This is a genomic window from Oscillospiraceae bacterium, assembly GCA_035380125.1.
In the GTDB taxonomy this organism is placed as follows: Bacteria; Bacillota; Clostridia; order Oscillospirales; family JAKOTC01; genus DAOPZJ01.
Map to the genome: position 1 here is coordinate 1 of DAOSWV010000039.1, position 14,823 is coordinate 14,823.

19 protein-coding genes are annotated in these 14,823 nt (G+C 47.5%); 17 read left to right on the top strand and 2 right to left on the bottom strand.

The features are described from left to right. Positions 1-207 precede the first annotated feature (207 nt). On the top strand, positions 208-594 hold the full coding sequence (locus tag PK629_12175) for a type II toxin-antitoxin system PemK/MazF family toxin (protein HOP12234.1): 387 nt from the start codon (positions 208-210) through the stop codon (positions 592-594). A gap of 50 nt (positions 595-644) precedes the next feature. Here PK629_12175 and PK629_12180 read toward each other — a convergent pair whose 3' ends face one another. Together PK629_12180 and purF are read right to left on the bottom strand one after the other, a co-directional pair. Further along, on the bottom strand, positions 645-2,570 hold the full coding sequence (locus PK629_12180; protein HOP12235.1) for a class I tRNA ligase family protein: 1,926 nt from the start codon (positions 2,568-2,570) through the stop codon (positions 645-647). Positions 2,571-2,611: 41 nt separating this feature from the next. Next, complete coding sequence (purF, locus tag PK629_12185; protein HOP12236.1) at positions 2,612-4,024, bottom strand: amidophosphoribosyltransferase; 1,413 nt, start codon at positions 4,022-4,024, stop codon at positions 2,612-2,614. Positions 4,025-4,288: 264 nt separating this feature from the next. Between purF and PK629_12190 the strand changes: the two genes are divergently transcribed. The 16 genes from PK629_12190 (at position 4,289) to PK629_12265 (ending at position 14,769) form a co-directional block, all read left to right on the top strand. Next, positions 4,289-4,963, top strand: coding sequence for a class I SAM-dependent methyltransferase (locus PK629_12190; GenBank protein HOP12237.1), 675 nt, complete (start codon positions 4,289-4,291; stop codon positions 4,961-4,963). Between the two features lie 17 nt (positions 4,964-4,980). Further along, positions 4,981-6,423, top strand: coding sequence for an MBOAT family O-acyltransferase (locus PK629_12195; GenBank protein ID HOP12238.1), 1,443 nt, complete (start codon positions 4,981-4,983; stop codon positions 6,421-6,423). A 107-nt stretch (positions 6,424-6,530) separates the two neighbouring features. Continuing rightward, the gene (locus tag PK629_12200; protein HOP12239.1) at positions 6,531-7,496 is read left to right on the top strand and encodes a hypothetical protein; all 966 of its coding nucleotides are present in this window, start codon (positions 6,531-6,533) and stop codon (positions 7,494-7,496) included. 99 nt (positions 7,497-7,595) lie between these two features. Further along, positions 7,596-8,492, top strand: coding sequence for an HD domain-containing protein (locus PK629_12205; GenBank protein HOP12240.1), 897 nt, complete (start codon positions 7,596-7,598; stop codon positions 8,490-8,492). A gap of 38 nt (positions 8,493-8,530) precedes the next feature. Further along, complete coding sequence (locus PK629_12210) at positions 8,531-8,677, top strand: hypothetical protein (GenBank protein HOP12241.1); 147 nt, start codon at positions 8,531-8,533, stop codon at positions 8,675-8,677. Continuing rightward, on the top strand, positions 8,674-9,405 hold the full coding sequence (locus PK629_12215) for an HAD family hydrolase (protein HOP12242.1): 732 nt from the start codon (positions 8,674-8,676) through the stop codon (positions 9,403-9,405). Before PK629_12210 ends, PK629_12215 begins: the two co-directional genes overlap by 4 nt. Continuing rightward, positions 9,402-10,199 (top strand): DUF4111 domain-containing protein, encoded by a 798-nt coding sequence (locus PK629_12220; GenBank protein ID HOP12243.1) that lies wholly within the window; start codon positions 9,402-9,404, stop codon positions 10,197-10,199. The genes PK629_12215 and PK629_12220 overlap by 4 nt, the downstream gene beginning before the upstream one ends. Next, positions 10,196-10,765, top strand: a complete 570-nt coding sequence (locus PK629_12225) for an AAA family ATPase (protein HOP12244.1) — start codon at positions 10,196-10,198, stop codon at positions 10,763-10,765. Before PK629_12220 ends, PK629_12225 begins: the two co-directional genes overlap by 4 nt. 21 nt (positions 10,766-10,786) lie before the next feature. Continuing rightward, a complete protein-coding gene (locus PK629_12230; GenBank protein HOP12245.1) occupies positions 10,787-10,960 on the top strand; it encodes a 4Fe-4S binding protein in 174 nt (57 codons plus the stop codon). Positions 10,961-10,972: 12 nt separating this feature from the next. Beyond that, a complete protein-coding gene (locus PK629_12235) occupies positions 10,973-11,137 on the top strand; it encodes a hypothetical protein (protein ID HOP12246.1) in 165 nt (54 codons plus the stop codon). A 21-nt stretch (positions 11,138-11,158) separates the two neighbouring features. After that, positions 11,159-11,521 (top strand): MazG nucleotide pyrophosphohydrolase domain-containing protein, encoded by a 363-nt coding sequence (locus PK629_12240; GenBank protein HOP12247.1) that lies wholly within the window; start codon positions 11,159-11,161, stop codon positions 11,519-11,521. Then, the gene (locus tag PK629_12245) at positions 11,469-11,978 is read left to right on the top strand and encodes a GNAT family N-acetyltransferase (GenBank protein ID HOP12248.1); all 510 of its coding nucleotides are present in this window, start codon (positions 11,469-11,471) and stop codon (positions 11,976-11,978) included. The genes PK629_12240 and PK629_12245 overlap by 53 nt, the downstream gene beginning before the upstream one ends. 26 nt (positions 11,979-12,004) lie before the next feature. Beyond that, positions 12,005-12,913: a DUF1848 domain-containing protein gene (locus PK629_12250; protein ID HOP12249.1), complete on the top strand. Its 909-nt coding sequence runs from the start codon at positions 12,005-12,007 to the stop codon at positions 12,911-12,913. A 12-nt stretch (positions 12,914-12,925) separates the two neighbouring features. Continuing rightward, the gene (locus PK629_12255) at positions 12,926-14,044 is read left to right on the top strand and encodes a GNAT family N-acetyltransferase (protein HOP12250.1); all 1,119 of its coding nucleotides are present in this window, start codon (positions 12,926-12,928) and stop codon (positions 14,042-14,044) included. A 10-nt stretch (positions 14,045-14,054) separates the two neighbouring features. Continuing rightward, entirely contained in the window at positions 14,055-14,414 is a 360-nt protein-coding gene (locus PK629_12260; protein HOP12251.1) for a hypothetical protein, read from the top strand. A 10-nt stretch (positions 14,415-14,424) separates the two neighbouring features. After that, positions 14,425-14,769 carry a DUF3795 domain-containing protein gene (locus PK629_12265; GenBank protein ID HOP12252.1) on the top strand — a complete coding sequence of 115 codons (345 nt, stop codon included), beginning with the start codon at positions 14,425-14,427 and terminating at the stop codon, positions 14,767-14,769. The last annotated feature ends 54 nt before the right edge of the window (positions 14,770-14,823 follow it).

Consider the following 14,823-nt stretch of genomic DNA (forward strand, 5'->3'; position numbering starts at 1 on the left):
TCCGTAATCCTTTTTCCTTTATCCTTTTTGTAACACATCATTGACAAACCTACAAGGCGCAAAAAGGTTGCTTTGAAAATATACTATGACAGCCCCCATATTTTTTCCGGGAAAGGTATAACACGCCAAAAGCGCGGCAAAAATAGTTGTGTGATGAGCGTACATGCACTTGTCCGGAAGACAATCCTGTTGGGAGCGTGAATTTCAATGAGCGTTAAACGAGGGGACATCTATTACGCCGATCTGAGTCCGGTCGTCGGATCGGAACAAGGCGGAATCCGTCCGGTGTTGATCGTCCAAAACGACGTCGGAAACCGATTCTCCCCCACCGTCATCGCGGCGGCGATCACCAGCCAGCGCACCAAAGCAAAACTGCCCACACACATTGAGCTGGACGCCGAGGACTGCGGACTTTCAAAAAATTCGATTATCTTGTTGGAGCAGATCCGCACCATCGACAAACAGCGCCTGCGGGAACGCATGGGGCGGCTGAACGACTTTTCAATGCAGAGAGTCGATCACGCACTGAGCATCAGCTTCGGACTCGCCGAAACGCAGGACACCGACGACCGTTTGAACGGCGTAGCACTATAACAAATGGGGCCTAACAATCAACCTTTGTTGTTTGTTTTGGCCCCATTTTATCACGATATTTGAGACGGATGCTTCTTGAAGAAATCCACCCTCGGTTCGAGGAACAGGAACTGATGGTTGGGTTCAATGAACGTATCCAGCGGTTCGAAAATGTGTTTCCAGTCCCAGATTCTCTCGTCAACTTTCAGATATTCGCACAACATGTCGCAGCCGGACGGCGCGATGGGATGCAGCAGCGCGGTCATCACACGGACGATATGGAACGAATCGACCAAAAGCTGATCGATATCCGCAATCTCTTCGCTCTTGCAGCGCACCGACCAATCCTTGTTCGCGTCGCGCACATAGAGATTCAACAGCTCGAAAATCTTATCGAAGCTGAGTTCGGACATGAATTTCTCGTACTGCAAAATGACCTCGTCGGATTTTTGCTTGACGTCTTTGCTGACAGCGCCCGACGGATAAACGCCCTCGTGATATTTTTGAACCGTATAAAAACAGGAGCGCACCAACCGGTTGAACACGTTGGTCAGCAGATTTCCCTCGTTCAGCACGGTGTCATAGCCCTCTCGGTCGGGAAACAAAAACGGCTTCGGCTCAAATCCGATGCTCCGCTCGGCCAAACTTGCGTTCATAAAGTGCATGCGCAATTGCTCGGACGTGTAATAATCCAACAGCTGCGACGCTTTCGGCGGCTTGATTTCACCGCTGCTGGAGGCCTTGGTTTTACCGTACAGCAGATGGTGATTCGGCACGATGACCGGCAGGCGGATCGTATTGCCCAACAGATAAAACAGGATGATTTCGGCGATCCCGTAAAAATAGATGTTGTCCTCACCGATAAACTGATAAACCTGCGCATCGTCGGATTTCCACCATTTTTCCCATTCCCTGCCCTCAATTCCGTCTCCGAGAACGGCTTTGGTGAACGAGATCGGTGCCCACAGGGATTCCGGCCACACCCAAAAAGTCAGGCCGGACGTCTCTTTGGTATCCGGAACCGGCACGCCCCATTTGACGTTACCGGACAAGCGGAACGGGACCAGCGTCTTTCCGGTGCGATACCGAATTCCGTTTGCGGCCAACACCGCGACCGCTTGATCTCTGCATTCCAGATCATCAAAGACCAATGCGGCCGATGTCTTCTGCTCATCATCCAATATCTCATAGGGCGGCATTCCGTCAAACGTTTTTATCTGATCAACCAGTTCTTTTTTGACATAGATAAATGGCTTTTTCAAAAACTCCTGAATGACATCGGTCAAAACCTTGCGGCAACAGGGCATTTTCGACCAGTCCTCGACCGCCTTTTCCATCACTTTCTGATAAGCGGGAAGATCGATGAACCAGTTGCTGACCGGAACCTGAACCGGCGGTTTATTTGATAAAACGCTGATCGGCGCGATCAGTTCCGACGGGCTGTATTGATGTCCCAGCGAACACTCGTCGGCATAGGCAATCTCCGATTTGCACCCCTGAATCGGGCAGCGTCCGGTGACCTGCCTGCCGTTTAAAAAGACCTGTTTTTCCTCATCGAAAAATTGCAACGTCGATTCCAGCTTTAAGTTGTTTTCATTGTACAGCTGATTGAAGATCTCGGCGGACAGCGCGGTGTGGATTCTGCCGCCTTCGCCGAGTGCAGACGCGCCGAAAAGGTTCAGCGAGACCTGATAATTCAATAGGGTTTGCGCCTGTTTATCGTGATTTTTTGCGACGTAATCCGCGATGGTGCCGGTGAATCCGTTATTTTTTTCCGTCTCATAACCGATCTCGATCGCGGCGCCGTAACAATCCGTGCCCGAGACGAAAATCACGTTTTCCGCGCCGATCCGATCCCTTAAAAAGCGCGCAAAAATATCGGCGTGGACGAATACGCCGCCCACATGCCCGAAATGCAGTTCCTTATTTCCATACGGCATTCCCGCGGTAATAACCGCTCTTTTCGGGAATGACGGTCTTTTTATGTTGTTTTCCATTTTCTTTCCCTCGCTGTTTTCTCTCTGTTTTTCAATCTCTGTTATTCAAAACGGGTCTTGGAACCGGGGGTGACTTTTACGGGGTATTTTCCGTCGAAACAAGCGCTGCAGCAGCCCGCGTCGCCTTTTTCGCTGATCAGATACGGCAGGTATTTGATCTCTAAAAACGCCAGCGAATCCGCTCCGAGCATATCCGCGATTTCCTGCACGGTATGTCCGTTTGCGATCAGCGAATTCTCCGAATCAATGTCGACGCCGAAGTAACACGGGTGCATGAACGGCGGCGACGAAATGCGCACATGGACCTCTTTTGCACCCGCTTCACGCAGCATCGAGACCATCCGTTTTCCGGTTGTTCCGCGCACGATGGAGTCGTCGATCAAAACGACCCGTTTATCTTTCACAGTTGCGGCGAGCGGATTCAGTTTGATGCGCACCATGTTTTCGCGTTCGCTCTGATCGGGCGCGATAAACGTCCTGCCGATATATTTATTCTTGATAAATCCGATGCCGTACGGGATTTTCGATTCGTTGGAATACCCGACCGCAGCGTCGAGCCCCGAATCCGGCACGCCGACCACCACATCGGCCTCGACCGGACTGCTTTTGGCTAAAAACGCTCCGGCGCGCAGACGGGCTTTATGCACCGGACAGTCGCCGATGACCGAATCCGAACGGGCAAAATAGATATATTCGAAAATACAGATGGAAGATTTATTGCGGTTGCAGCGCGTGCGGTTGAACACCACGCCCTCGGGAGAAAAAGTCACGACCTCGCCAGGATCGATCTCACGCACTTTTTTTGCGCCGACCGCGGCAAGCGCGCAGTCCTCGGAAGCGACGACGTATTTCCCATCTTCGGTTTTTCCGTAGCAAAGCGGCCGGAACCCGTTCGGATCGCGTGCGGCGACCAATTCGCGTCCACTCAAAACCACCAGCGAATAAGCGCCCTGAATACGACCCATCGCATGACTGACCGCCTCGGTGATATTTTCGGCGCCGATGCGTTCGCCCGTGATGATATGACCGATGACCTCGGTATCCGTCGTCGACTGGAACACTGAGCCGGTCAGTTCAAACCCCCGGCGCAGTTCCTGCGTGTTGGTCAGGTTGCCGTTGTGCGCGACCGAAAAAGACCGCCCCAGATGCCGCACTGTGACCGGCTGGGCGTTGGCGAGATCGTCGCCACCGGTGGTCGAATAGCGCAGATGGCCGATGGCGGCGTAAGCGTCGGGCAGCACCTCGGAAGCGGTTTCCCTAAAATGCTCGTTCATCATCCCGAGTGCCTTATGGGTAAGCACCTTGTCCCCGTCTGAAACGGAGATGCCGACGCTCTCCTGACCGCGGTGCTGCAATGCATAAAGCCCGTAAAACATCGAGGTCAGAAGCGACACTTTTTCCGGGGAATAGATCCCGAAAACGCCGCATTCCTCGTGCGGTTTATAATCGGTCATTTAAAAATCCTTTTTCCTTCCAAACAAAGAATCGGACAAACTGTCCGGACCAATATATTATAGCATATTACGCAGTAAAACAAAATATCTTTAACGGATTTCTCAAAATAAGAATATATTCAAATGAAACTTTGAAGTATTTTATGTAAAAATCAATAATAGGCAGTTAAAAAGTCTGATTTGATTGAAAACGGATACAAAATATGCTAAAATCTATATTCAATCGGTTAATACCGGATCACAGAGATAAATCGCGGAGGAAAAATGGATTTACACATTACGAAACCATGGGATTGGAGCAAAAACACCGATAAAGCATGGCTCATCCCCTGCACCGAATCGGCTTATTTGGCTGAACGGTGGCAGGGTCTCGGATTCAAAGATTTTCTCGACCTCGGGTGCGGATTGGGCAGGCATTCAATTTATATGGCTCAAAAGGGTTTTGACGTAAACGCCGTTGATCTGTCGGATTACGGGGTCAATCACCTACGGAACCGGGCACAAAAAGAAGGTCTGAACATCAAAACCGCTGTTTCGAATATGCTCTCTCTGCCGTTTGTTGACAACAGTTTTGACTGCATGATGGCTTACAATGTGATTTACCACACCGATACGAACGGTTTTATCGCAGTGCTGGACGAGATTAAACGCGTACTTCGTCCCGGCGGTGAATTGTTTTTGACATTAATTTCAAAGAACACTTACAGCTTTCAACATGCCGAACAATATAAAATGCTCGATGAAAACACTCTGTTGAGAAATGAACTTGAGGCCGGACAAGACGTACCGCATTTTTATGTCGATATCTACGACGTCAGAAAATTCTTTTCCGATTGGAGCTTTCAGCTTCCGCCGATTGAAAACGCCGAATATAAGGCGGATGATACGAATTATTACAGCAAGCACTGGTGGCTGTTATTAAAAAACCGGGAAGTATAAACACGGAAGGAATGCCGATGATCGCACAAATTCTTGACGGGACGTTTCAAAACAGCATACTGCGGTTGATTCTCGCCTTTGCGGTAATCACAGCGCTTTATTATGTGACACCGAAAAAAGGGCGGCTGTATTTCCTGTTCGGCGCAAATATCCTGTTTTACCTACTGTGCGACTGGCGGATGTTTGTGATTTTGGCCGCAGAAACGGTATGGACTTTTTTGTGCGGCAGATTCATCACCCGGGAGAAAAACCGCAAGGGGTGGTTCATTGCGGGGATTGTTCCGATTGCGCTCGCGTTGTTCGGATTCAAATATTTTAATTTCTTTGCCGAAAGTATCAATTCTGTTTTGCGGGCGTTCGGGATTGGCGCGTCGGAAATGACGCTGAACCTGTTGATTCCGCTCGGGATTTCGTATTACACATTCCGCATGATCAGCTATCTGGCCGATGTTTATAAACTCAAATATGAACATGAGACAAACCTCATCTCTTATGCGGTGTATGTGTCGTTCTTTGCCCATATCATCTCGGGGCCGATTGAACGGTATGACCGATTCAAAGATTCTGTTTCTGCGGGACTGATTTATAAAAGCGATCTTGCGCAGAAGGGTTTTCAGCGGATATTGCTGGGCCTTTTCATGAAGGTCGTAATTGCTAACCGCCTGGCCGGTTATGTGGGCGCCGTATTCGGTTCACCGGGGACGCACCCTTCCCTTGCGCTGTGGCTGGCGGCATTCTTTTATTCGGTGCAGCTTTACTGCGATTTTGCCGGATATTCCGAGATTGCGATCGGGTTTTCGAATCTGCTCGGATTTGATACCATAGAGAACTTCCGGCGTCCTTATTTGTCAATGAATATTCGGGATTTTTGGAGTCGATGGCACATCTCGCTGTCGACCTGGCTGCGGAATTATATCTATATCCCGCTGGGCGGCAACCGGTGTTCAAAGTTACGGCGGGCTTTTAACGTGATGGTCACGTTTCTGGTCTGCGGCATGTGGCACGGTGCGGGGTGGAATTTCATTTTCTGGGGCGGTTATCACGGTGTGCTGAACATTTTGACACCGAGAGAACAGGAGAAGAAAAAGCGCGGCTTTTTCTATCGCCTGTTCTCTACTCTGCTGACGTTTATTCTTGTCATGTTCGGGTGGATTTTCTTCGGTTCCTCGTCGCTCGGAGCGTCGTTTTCGTATATCAAACAGATGTTTGCGGGGCTTTCGTTTGACATAAATTCGATTTTATATTCGATCATGCCTTTCACCAACGACAACACCTGCGCCGCGTTTTTCCTGACGGTCTGTTTGTTTATCCTGATTCTGTTGATTTTTGAACTTTTTGAAGACAACCGAAAAAAACCGCAAAAATCAATTGCTATTTCAATTTGGCAGGTGTTTTTCCTTTCGAGCATCGTGCTTTTCGGGGTATTCGGCGCTTCGAGCTTCATTTACGCAAACTTTTAAGAGGAAAGTTTGAAAATAAAATTTTCAAACCAGAAGTTTGACCTTTAAATATTATTATAAAAATCTTTTTGGGTCAAACTTCCCCACATCTGAGGAAAGGGCTTATAATGAAAAGAATTCTGGTTGTATTACTCGCTTCATTGCTTTTGATCGGCGCGTTTATACCGATGAAAAGGCTGCTTATAACAAACGATATGAAAAATGCCGAATTCGGAATGAGCCGATTGATTTCGGATAGTGAGATTGACCGGCTTTATATCGGTTCTTCGATTTTTCGGCAGGGGCTTGACGTCAATACCATCGGTGAAAAAGTTAGCGGCTCGAACTTTTTATTGTCTTATAACGGTAATCAACCCTGCCTTGAAGCGCTGGAATTGAAATATTTAATTGACCACGGTGTTCGGATCGGTACTCTATACGTCGATATGTACGCCTATACGTTGGTCGCGGGTGTGTCGCTGAGCGATGACCGGATGTTTTTAGACACCGATTTTCAATTCATGAAGGAACTGTACCGAACGCTATCCGAAAACGGTAAAGCGGGTATGAAAGAATTATTCGAGATGGTTGTTACCGCCAACAACGAGCTCTTTTTGACCTGGCCGATTTCTTACCCTCTGATCAACTCGCGTTATTTGAATGGCAGCGGCACTGCGGTGACCGAGGGCAGAACCGCTGAAGATTTAGAAAAACTGCCGATCAATACCGAAAACACAACGCTCAATTCCGTGCAGGTGCAGGGATTATATGACATTGCCCTGCTCTGCCGCGAAAATGATATCGATTTGATGTTTATCGAGACGCCGAAATACCGTAAAGCCGCTCAAAATCAAGCATATCCGGATATTATGACGCAATATATGGCACTGCTTACCGGGGAAAATGTACGAATGATCGTATCGAGTGAGACCTATGCGGCCTATCTTTCTGCCGGAAATGAGGAAAATGCTGCGTTGATTACAACATATGAATTCGACTGTGAAAACGCTTCTTATTTTCAGGATTTGATTCATCTGTCCACGGAGGGAAAAGAAACATTTTCAACTGTATTAGCGGATTTGATTGAGAAATAAGGCTTTTTAGCTTGTAAAAATTGGTGCGTTGCTGTATAATGCTTTTCACATGGTTTTGACCGAAGGGAACGCTCCTCGGATGAATAATAGAGGATACAAATGGATAAAAAAGAACTTGTACAGATCTATGTGGATGAGATTTTTTCCGCCATGGAAGACGACAAGAGAATCGTCTCTTATCATCACACCGGCGGCGTTGCTTTGTTATGTGCCCTGCTTGCGGAAAAACGCGGCCTTGACCGTGAACTCGCGTACATATGCGGAATGCTGCATGACGTTTATCCTCCGAAAGGAGGCAAGCGGATTTTTCACGCAGTCAATGGCGCAGAGATGGTTCGGGTAGCGTTCAAGAATGAGTTAAAAGATCTTTTTACCGAGAAGGAACAGATGCTGATCCGTTCCGCGATCTTTCATCATTCGGATAAAACGCATGTGCACGACGCATACGATGAAATATTGAAAGACGCCGATTTATTGCAGCATTGGCTCTGGGAACCGGAAGAGAAATATATCACAAAACGTATGGTGAATTTACAAAAGGAATTTGGGCTGCCGCTCAGTGAATTGCCGGAGGCAAAGTCCAATCGGTTCTTTATCAGCGAGTTTACAAGAGCCGCGTTCGCCGATATTGCCAAGGAACTTGCAAAAAAGCAAATTCACGGTGAAAGAAGCGACGAGACATATATGAAGTTGATTCAATATTCCCCCGAGAAGACGGCGTTTGATGAGCTGAAAAACGCCTGGTGCGCGGCGTTTGTCTTTCACTGTGCGATAGCGGCGGGACTGAAACTGCCGATCCGATATGCACCGACGGCGAACACGCGCTTTGCCTGCGTCGAGGCGTGGTTGGAATGGGGACAGAAAAACGTTTCTGCCACTTTGAAAAGGACGGATTTATCCCGGAACGCGGCGATATTGTCATTTATGACAATATTATTCCTCCCGAGAACAAACCGGAAAACTGCCCTTGGTATGACCACATCGGGATTGTATTAGCTGTCGGTGAGGACACGCTGACCGTCGCCGAGGGAAATGTGAACAACCAAAATGTCTCCGGCGTCGTCGAGCGCGCAAGGGATAAGCATATCGGTTGTTTTGTGCGCATCCCCGAGGATTATGTCTATGACGGTTGGAAAATTGATTACAAGACCGGGAAACCGCGACAGGAGGATTACAGATGAATTTGCCGAAGATGATTTTATTCGATTACGGACACACGCTGCTTTATGAGCCGGGATGGGATTCTTTAAATGGTGAAACCGCATTGTATAAACACATCAAAGCGAATCCGAATCATTTGACAGTGGAAGAGATCAACAGACAAGCCCAGGAGCTTTTTAAACAGTTTGATGCGGCCAGAAAACTCGGTTATGAAATTCACGAGCGGCAGTTTCAAAAAACACTATATGAACATTTGGGCGTTACATTTGAAATTTCTTTGGAAGAAGCTGAGGAGATCTTTTGGTACGGAACATCACCCGGTGCAATGATGCCTGACGCGGATAAAATGATTGAGTATATCAATCAAAACGGAATCCACAGCGGTGTAATCAGCAATATCGGTTTTTCGGAAGCGGCGCTGACAAGTCGGATCAATCATTTCTTACCGATGAATCAATTTGAATTCTTCATTGCTTCCAGTGAATATGGTCTAAGAAAACCGAATCGGATGCTGTTTGAAATCGCGCTGCGCAAGGCCGGGTTGGACGCAAAAGACGTCTGGTTTTGCGGGGATAATCCGCAGGCCGATATCGAGGGTGCGGCGGAGGCTGGGATCTTCCCGGTGTGGTATGACAGCGTGATCGATTGTGAATACCGGGATAAATCAAAAGAAACAGCACCGCAGTGCGAGTATTTGTATATACGAGAATGGCGGGAACTGATTGAAACCTTGGAGAAATTGAAATGACGGGATTAAAAACCTCGATTTCTAAGATGACAGAAGCGATTACGGCGATTTTATCCGAAAACCAACCCTCTGTTTATTTATTCGGCTCGGTGGTTTTGGATGATTTTCGGCTTGGATGGAGCGATATTGATATTCTCTGCCTGACACAGACGGAGATCTCGCAGATGCAGGCCGATGAACTGGTAGAACTGCGGCAGAAACTGCTTGAAAATGAACCGGAAAATCCGTATTACCGCAGTTTTGAGGGCGGAATGTTGCCCTTGAACGCGTTTTTGAATCACGCCCCCGGCCGGGTGATCTATTGGGGCACGAGCGGACAGCGAATCACCGACAACTATCATTTTGACAGCTTCGGAATGGCCGAACTGCTCGAGGACGGAGTCCTTCTTTTCGGAAAAGATGTACGTGATCGGATGATTTATCCGACTTATGAACAACTGCGTTTGGATGTGATGCGTCACTACGAGGTCATTCGTAAATACGCGCAGACAACGGGCAGAAGTGTCAAGTCCTACGGTTGGCTGCTGGATGTCGCCAGAGGGCTTTATACACTGCGAATAGGTAAAGTCATCGCCAAGACCAAAGCCGGTGAATGGGCTTTGGAACAGGGGCTATGCCCTGCCCCGGAAGCGCTTGAAACGGCGGTTGCAATCAGGAAAGCATTTGCAAAATATCGGGATCGGGCGGATGTTTTAAGTCAAGCCGAAACGCTCGGGTCAAATATCCAGCGATTCGCCGATGTGCTACAAAAAGAACTTGAAAAGACAGAGCGAGTTTCAGGAGACAACATATGAAAAAGCCATTTGTGATTGCGATATCGGGTGTCTCGGGAAGCGGAAAGACAACCGTGACAAAGGAATTGGAAAGCCGTCTTAAAAATTACACGGTGTTATCTTTTGATGATTATGATGATGTCTATTTGGCCGGGAGGGAAATTAACGATTTACCGGAAGGCAGAAATCTGTATGATGACTGGCAGGTCGGTCCGATTGCGGCGGATATCGAGCAACTTTTAAGAGAACCGCTTGATTATATCATAATGGATTATCCGTTCGGGCGTCAGAATTCAGCCATTGCACCGTATATCGATTTATCTGTTTTTGTCGATGTGCCGCTCGATGCCGCACTTGCACGGCGAATCATTCGGGATTACACCGATAGGGGTTCGGAAAGACATGAAATTTCCGTGGATTTAAAAGCTCTCGGAGATTATTTGAAACACTATTTAAATTATCAAATACCCACTTACCGACATTTCATAGACACACAAAAACCGTATGCAGATGTTGTTATAGACGGCATGCAGAATGTCAAAACAAGTGCGGATCAAATCGTTGAATACTTATCTAAAAAGGAGTGAAAGAGGGTGAACATCAGTCAGGTGACCTCAACAGGGCTGTGCATCGGATGTATGGCTTGCGTTTCTACCTGCCCAAACGGAGCGATTGAAGTCGAAAACGGAAAGATGGGCTTCCCTGTTCCGAAAATTAATCAACAATGCAAGGATTGCGGGATGTGTCTTCGGGAATGCCCTATTCAAAATGATGGGAATTGAAAGGAAAACGGCATGCAGATAAAGAGAAAAACGCTGAAAAAGACAGATTGGAAACGGGTCCCTAAATCGGCGAGCGCTTATCTGCCGTTGGATTTTCCGGAGTTGAAAGGAATGGCGGGATTATTTGAGATTCGCGAGCGGACTTACACCGGAACAGACCGCCGAGCGGATCATTGAAATGATTAAGGGGATTTAAAGATGGGCATCACGATTTCTTATTTACAGGAATACATCAAGGCCAAGGATTTTCATCCGGAGCTGAAAGAGAAATATTTTATGAAATTAGCCGAGGAAGTCGGCGAACTCTCCCGTGCCATGCGCAAAAACCTGCGCCCTGAACAAGAAGGTGCGATCAAAGAAACCGTTGAAGAAGAACTTTGGGATGTGGTCTATTACGCGCTTGCAATCGCAAATACCTATGGGATTGATCTTGAAAAAGTGATTCCTATAAAAGAAAAGTTAAACAACGAGAAGTATGGCAGCAAGGTGAAATTTGAGGTGATTGAAGATGAACATTTCTCTGGCGGAGTATCACAGCCGATTTCGGGAGGAGACGATTGAGCGAATCGTCCGTTTTTTCGGATTTCACTGTGAGCTCAGGGGTAAAAATTCAACTGTAACCGAAAAAAATTATACGGCGGCATCACAAACGCTTTGTGATTGGATTTCCGACGGCCATGAATTATATGTAATTGAGTTTAACGGACGATCGGTGGGCTTTCTACATATCGGCTACCGCGGCGGAAATGTGGCTTGGATAGAGGACATTTTCGTCGATGAGATCATGCGCAGAAAAGGGATTGCAACCGAAACCATTAAAATCGCCGAGGAATTGATTAAGAGCAAACCGGATTATACGGCGATTTGTTTGGACGTAGTTCCGCGCAATATCGCCGCTTTACGCCTATATCACAAACTGGGTTATGACTGTCTGGGGTTGATTACCGTAAGGAAAGAACTCTGTGAACATAACCGCGATCAGACCGAAAAAGTGTTCGGTCTTGAATTCAAATATTAGTTCCGGTCCGAAAGGAAGTTGCCACTTTGATTTTATCCGCATCGAGGAGAACGGATATTCCCTGTTTTTACGGTGAATGGTTTATGAATCGGATTCGCGCGGGATATGTTTTGACCCGCAATCCGATGAACCATGCGCAGCTTTCGCGTGTTCAGCTCTCGCCCGAAATTGTGGACTGTATCGTCTTTTGGACGAAAGATCCGTCAAGCTTTTTGCCTTGCCTGGATGAGTTGAATGCGTTGGGATATCGATATTATTTTCAATTCACGCTGACACCTTATAATCGATCAATTGAACCGGGACTGCGTAATAAATCGGCTCTGGAAGACACTTTTATTGAGTTATCGAAACGAATTGGAAGAGACCGCGTGATCTGGCGGTATGACCCGATCATTTTGAATGATGTGCTTAGTGTAGTATATCACAAGAAAGAATTTGCAAGAATGCGCGGAAAGCTGTCTGGCTTTACGGATACTGTGACGATCAGTTTTGTGGATTTATACGCAAAACTGAAAACGCCGTTGATTCGAGCGATTTCCGAAAACGAAATAGCCGAATTGGCGGGATTTATCGGAGAAACCGCGAAGACATACGGTATTCGCCCGGTGGCCTGTTGTGAAAATGATTTAACTTCGTATGGGATTGAAGGTGCAAGCTGCATAGATTTAAAAAGGATTGAGCAAATTTGCGGCTGCAAACTTGACTTGAAACCGGATAAAAACCAAAGATCGGGCTGCGGATGTGTTGAAAGTATCGACATCGGCGCGTATAATACCTGTATGAACGGCTGCGTCTACTGCTACGCCAACGACACCCCCCTGACCACCCGACGCAGATATGACGCGCATGATCCGACCGGTGAAATTCTGGTCGGAAAACTGACCGGAGACGAAAAGATCACGGAAAGAGCCGTCCGTTCGAATAAAATCAACTAATGGGGATTTTTTATGCTCGATTTATCATTGCCTAAAATCAGCGTGCTGATGGTGAAACCCGATGTTTATACATACCCGAGGTTTGAACTGCATGAGGGATTCCGGTTCAGCGGTTATCGCCCCGGCATGGAGGAGGATTGGGCACGCATTCAATACGGCGTCTCGCAGACCGACTCTTTACAGGAGGCCCGGGACATTTTCAAACGGGACTTTTTATCGAAACCGGCGATTCTTGAAAAGCAGTGTCTGTTTGTGATCTCACCAAACGGACAAGCTGTTGCAACTGCGGCGATTTGGCCGGGTCCCGACTTCGGCAAAACCCATCTGCGGTTTCATAAGGTCGCCTGCCTGCCCGATTATCAAGGCTACGGGCTGATGAAAGCACTTCTGACGAAATTGCTCGACGTGTACAACGAGATTGATAACGACGGGTTTTTGTATCTGACCAGCAAGACACACAGCTATAAGGCGATCAATATCTATAAAAAGTTCGGGTTCGAGCCGTATTTGGGCGAAAAGCCGGCAAATTGGCCCGTCAAAGATTATGACACCGTCAACCCTGCGGCGTGGAAGATGATTCAGGACAGAATTGATTCCTACAAAACCGGCAAAAAAGTCTTCAGCATCCACAACGCCACCGCCGCCGATGCAGATGATTATGCATTCGTAATCTGCGAATCGTGGAAGGCCGCATATGCCGAGATCATCTCCCCTGAAGAATTAGCCGAAAAGACCGATGTTCAAAAGCGTACCGCGTTTTTAAAAACGATTCTTGCCGATCCAAATGGGTACTTCTACCTTGCGTATGACGGGGGAAAACCCTGCGGAGCGTGTTCCGCGTGCAAAAGCCGAGACGGGGATTTGCCGGACTGGGGTGAAATTGTCGCCCTCTATACGCTCAAAGAATACTGGGGACACGGCGTCGGAAAACTGCTGATGGACACCGTGCTGGCAGAACTGAAGCGGATGGGATATCGGAATGTTCTCCTCTGGGCATTTGAAAAAAATGCCCGTGCGCGGCGATTTTATGAAAAATACGGATTCGCTTTTGACGGAACTTATAAAGACAGCGGATTGAAAGATAGGAAGAAAACGCAGGAAGTTCGGTATCGGATTGATCTTTTTGAATGAGGACTGACTTATGCAGCAAAAATATCAGATCGGAACGACAAGCGGGCGGATTGTCTGGGACGTCGCAGCACTGCTTGAAGATGTTAAACAATTTGAACTGATCGAGGTTTCGGTCGATGATCTGGCAGCCCAAAATAGATTTTGCGGTAATAAAGAGTACGCTATGACGGCTGATCTGTCGCAGCCGTTGGTTTTGGTGCAATTATGCGCGGGAAAAGACAAGCTGATCGACGGAAATCACCGGCTTTTCAAGGCAAAACGGCTCGGTGTGAAAACACTTTCAGCTTATTACCTGACGCCGGAACAGCATCAAAAATATATCATCGGGTTTGAACCGTCGTTATATGATAAAATTGTGGCGGAGTTTTGAAGGTGCGTATATGAGAAATAAAATGACCTGTTGCTGCGGTCATGACTGCGCACGGTGTGTGACCTATCGTGCGACCGTTGAAAATAACGACGAACTGCGTAAACAAGCGCAGAAATTTTATCATGAGGAATTCGGGAAAGACATCCCGCTTGAGAAAATCCGCTGTAAAGGCGGACGTTCTGATGAAATGTTCTTTATGTGCGGCGATTGTCCATGGGTAAAATGCTGCCGCGAACGCGGGCTTGACACTTGCAGTCAATGCGCTGATTACCCCTGCCCGCCTCTTGCCGACTATATTGAAAAATATGTGAACAAATGCAATCAGATAGATATACATCACGGCGAAAACGAATGATGTAGGTTTGTCAATGATGTGTTACAAAAAGGATAAAGGAAAAAGGATTACGGA

Coding starts and splice junctions, on each gene's coding strand:
- PK629_12175 (HOP12234.1), top strand. CDS start 208: ATGAGCGTTAAACGAGGGGACATCTATTACGCCGATCTGAGTCCGGTC.
- PK629_12195 (HOP12238.1), top strand. CDS start 4,981: ATGATCGCACAAATTCTTGACGGGACGTTTCAAAACAGCATACTGCGG.
- PK629_12220 (HOP12243.1), top strand. CDS start 9,402: ATGACGGGATTAAAAACCTCGATTTCTAAGATGACAGAAGCGATTACG.
- PK629_12245 (HOP12248.1), top strand. CDS start 11,469: ATGAACATTTCTCTGGCGGAGTATCACAGCCGATTTCGGGAGGAGACG.
- PK629_12180 (HOP12235.1), bottom strand. CDS start 2,570: ATGGAAAACAACATAAAAAGACCGTCATTCCCGAAAAGAGCGGTTATT.
- PK629_12215 (HOP12242.1), top strand. CDS start 8,674: ATGAATTTGCCGAAGATGATTTTATTCGATTACGGACACACGCTGCTT.
- PK629_12240 (HOP12247.1), top strand. CDS start 11,159: ATGGGCATCACGATTTCTTATTTACAGGAATACATCAAGGCCAAGGAT.
- PK629_12190 (HOP12237.1), top strand. CDS start 4,289: ATGGATTTACACATTACGAAACCATGGGATTGGAGCAAAAACACCGAT.
- purF (HOP12236.1), bottom strand. CDS start 4,024: ATGACCGATTATAAACCGCACGAGGAATGCGGCGTTTTCGGGATCTAT.
- PK629_12265 (HOP12252.1), top strand. CDS start 14,425: ATGAGAAATAAAATGACCTGTTGCTGCGGTCATGACTGCGCACGGTGT.
- PK629_12260 (HOP12251.1), top strand. CDS start 14,055: ATGCAGCAAAAATATCAGATCGGAACGACAAGCGGGCGGATTGTCTGG.
- PK629_12235 (HOP12246.1), top strand. CDS start 10,973: ATGCAGATAAAGAGAAAAACGCTGAAAAAGACAGATTGGAAACGGGTC.
- PK629_12225 (HOP12244.1), top strand. CDS start 10,196: ATGAAAAAGCCATTTGTGATTGCGATATCGGGTGTCTCGGGAAGCGGA.
- PK629_12200 (HOP12239.1), top strand. CDS start 6,531: ATGAAAAGAATTCTGGTTGTATTACTCGCTTCATTGCTTTTGATCGGC.
- PK629_12205 (HOP12240.1), top strand. CDS start 7,596: ATGGATAAAAAAGAACTTGTACAGATCTATGTGGATGAGATTTTTTCC.
- PK629_12255 (HOP12250.1), top strand. CDS start 12,926: ATGCTCGATTTATCATTGCCTAAAATCAGCGTGCTGATGGTGAAACCC.